This window comes from Pseudogemmobacter humi, assembly GCF_900609055.1.
GTDB lineage: Bacteria > Pseudomonadota > Alphaproteobacteria > Rhodobacterales > Rhodobacteraceae > Pseudogemmobacter > Pseudogemmobacter humi.
In genome coordinates this window covers 1-3,234 of sequence record NZ_UXAW01000020.1, presented here as the reverse complement: position 1 = coordinate 3,234, position 3,234 = coordinate 1, and the positions used below count along the sequence as shown (strand labels likewise).

Here is a 3,234-nt window from a genome sequence, read left to right as displayed (position 1 = left end):
CAGCAGGTCATCGGTTCGATCCCGATAGGCTCCACCAGTGTTCACATGATCATCAGCAGCATTTGCGAATGCTTCTGATCATCCTGTGATGGGATGACGATCCTTATGGATCAATTGACATCGTAAAGAGAGAGAGAAACATCGATATCACTGATGGTTCGTTCGAGTGAGAACGGATCGCGGTCTTTCGGGATCGCAGGTGATATTGTTCAAGTCTAGTACGCAACCGGCGTCTGTTTCGACAGACGCATGGGTAGAAGTATATGACTTCTGTTCCGGGAAGTGGCCGCATGTCGCGCGGCCTTGCTCTTTCCGGATCAGATCAAGCGCGAGAAGGGCGTTTGGTGGATGCCTAGGCAGTAAGAGGCGATGAAGGACGTGGTACCCTGCGTTAAGCCATGGGGAGCCGGGAACAGGCTTTGATCCATGGATATCCGAATGGGGAAACCCACCTGACAGTTTGTTGTAATTACCTCTGGTAGCTTACAATGGGCTGAAACAGGTACTAATTACCTGAATACATAGGGTTTTTAGAGCGAACCCGGGGAACTGAAACATCTAAGTACCCGGAGGAAAGGACATCAACAGAGACTCCGTTAGTAGTGGCGAGCGAACGCGGACCAGCCGATCCATGAAGTGTGACAAGAATGTTCTGGAAAGGACAGCCATAGTGGGTGACAGCCCCGTATTGGAAGCACCATTGGACATATTAAGTAGGGCGGGACACGTGAAATCCTGTCTGAAGATCGGAGGACCACCTCCGAAGGCTAAGTACTCCTTACTGACCGATAGCGAACCAGTACCGTGAGGGAAAGGTGAAAAGCACCCCGACGAGGGGAGTGAAACAGTACCTGAAACCGGACGCCTACAAGCAGTCGGAGGGGCCTTGAGCCCTGACGGCGTACCTTTTGTATAATGGGTCAACGACTTGGTCTGACGAGCGAGCTTAAGCCGATAGGTGTAGGCGCAGCGAAAGCGAGTCTTAAATGGGCGCAGAGTTCGTCGGATCAGACCCGAAACCAGGTGATCTAGCCATGAGCAGGATGAAGGTTGGGTAACACCAACTGGAGGTCCGAACCAACACCCGTTGAAAAGGGTCTGGATGACTTGTGGCTAGGGGTGAAAGGCTAATCAAACCTGGAGATAGCTGGTTCTCCGCGAAAGCTATTTAGGTAGCGCCTCGGACGAATACCTTCGGGGGTAGAGCACTGGATGGGTAATGGGGTCCCACAGACTTACTGAGCCTAACCAAACTCCGAATACCGAAGAGTACTATCCGGGAGACACACGGCGGGTGCTAACGTCCGTCGTGAAGAGGGAAACAACCCTGACCTGCAGCTAAGGCCCCTAATTCATGGCTAAGTGGGAAAGCATGTGGGACGGCCAAAACAACCAGGAGGTTGGCTTAGAAGCAGCCATCCTTTAAAGATAGCGTAACAGCTCACTGGTCTAGATAAGCTGTCCTGCGGCGAAGATGTATCGGGGCTCAAGCCATGAGCCGAAGCTCGGGATGCACAGCGATGTGCGTGGTAGCGGAGCGTTCCGTGATATAGTCTCATGCCTCTTCTGCTTCTTCGGAAGCATCGGAGGCGCGAGGCTTTCTGTGAAGCCGGGCCGTAAGGCATCCGGTGGAGAGATCGGAAGCGAGAATGTTGACATGAGTAGCGACAAAGAGGGTGAGAGACCCTCTCGCCGAAAGTCCAAGGGTTCCTGCTTAAAGCTAATCTGAGCAGGGTAAGCCGGCCCCTAAGGCGAGGCCGAAAGGCGTAGTCGATGGGAACCACGTTAATATTCGTGGGCCAGGAGGATGTGACGGATCTCGAAGGTTGTTCACCCTTATCGGATTGGGTGGGCCGCTTAGAGGTTCCTGGAAATAGCCCTCCATCAGACCGTACCCTAAACCGACACAGGTGGACAGGTAGAGTATACCAAGGCGCTTGAGAGAACCACGTTTAAGGAACTCGGCAAAATGCTCCCGTAAGTTCGCGAGAAGGGAGCCCCGTCTGCAGGCAACTGTGGGCGGGGGGCACAATCCAGGGGGTGGCGACTGTTTACTTAAAACACAGGGCTCTGCGAAGTCGTAAGACGACGTATAGGGTCTGACGCCTGCCCGGTGCCGGAAGGTTAAAAGGAGGGGTGCAAGCTCCGAATTGAAGCCCCGGTAAACGGCGGCCGTAACTATAACGGTCCTAAGGTAGCGAAATTCCTTGTCGGGTAAGTTCCGACCTGCACGAATGGCGTAACGATCTCCCCGCTGTCTCAAACGTGGACTCAGCGAAATTGAACTGTGTGTCAAGATGCACACTACCCGCGGTTAGACGGAAAGACCCCATGAACCTTTACTCCAGCTTTGCATTGGCATCAGGAATGTGATGTGCAGGATAGGTGGTAGGCATCGAAGCAGGGACGCCAGTCTCTGTGGAGCCTCCCTTGAGATACCACCCTTCGCCTTCTTGATGTCTAACCGCGGCCCGTTATCCGGGTCCGGGACCCTGCATGGTGGGGAGTTTGACTGGGGCGGTCGCCTCCCAAATCGTAACGGAGGCGCGCGAAGGTTGGCTCAGAGCGGTCGGAAATCGCTCGTTGAGTGCAATGGCAGAAGCCAGCCTGACTGCGAGACTGACAAGTCGAGCAGAGACGAAAGTCGGCCATAGTGATCCGGTGGTCCCAAGTGGGAGGGCCATCGCTCAACGGATAAAAGGTACTCTGGGGATAACAGGCTGATGATGCCCAAGAGTCCATATCGACGGCATCGTTTGGCACCTCGATGTCGGCTCATCTCATCCTGGGGCCGGAGCAGGTCCCAAGGGTACGGCTGTTCGCCGTTTAAAGAGGTACGTGAGCTGGGTTTAGAACGTCGTGAGACAGTTCGGTCCCTATCTGCCGTGGGTGCAGGAGGCTTGAGAAGAGTTGACCCTAGTACGAGAGGACCGGGTTGAACGAACCACTGGTGGACCTGTTGTCGTGCCAACGGCAGTGCAGGGTAGCTATGTTCGGACAGGATAAACGCTGAAGGCATCTAAGCGTGAAGCCCCCTTCAAAACAAGGCCTCCCTTGAGGGCCGTGGAAGACCACCACGTCGATAGGCCAGAGGTGTAAGTGCAGCAATGCATTCAGCTGACTGGTACTAATTGCCCGATTGGCTTGATTTGATCCGGTAAAAGCAAGGCATCAAAACCTTGCCGGACAGACGCCATATACAAGCACCAAAGTCGTGCTGACCTGAACAACATC

1 rRNA gene is annotated in these 3,234 nt (G+C 54.2%); it reads left to right on the top strand.

What is annotated here, in order from left to right:
* Window positions 1-320: 320 nt before the first annotated feature.
* Window positions 321-3,152, top strand: a 23S ribosomal RNA gene (locus tag XINFAN_RS00225).
* Window positions 3,153-3,234 lie beyond the last annotated feature (82 nt).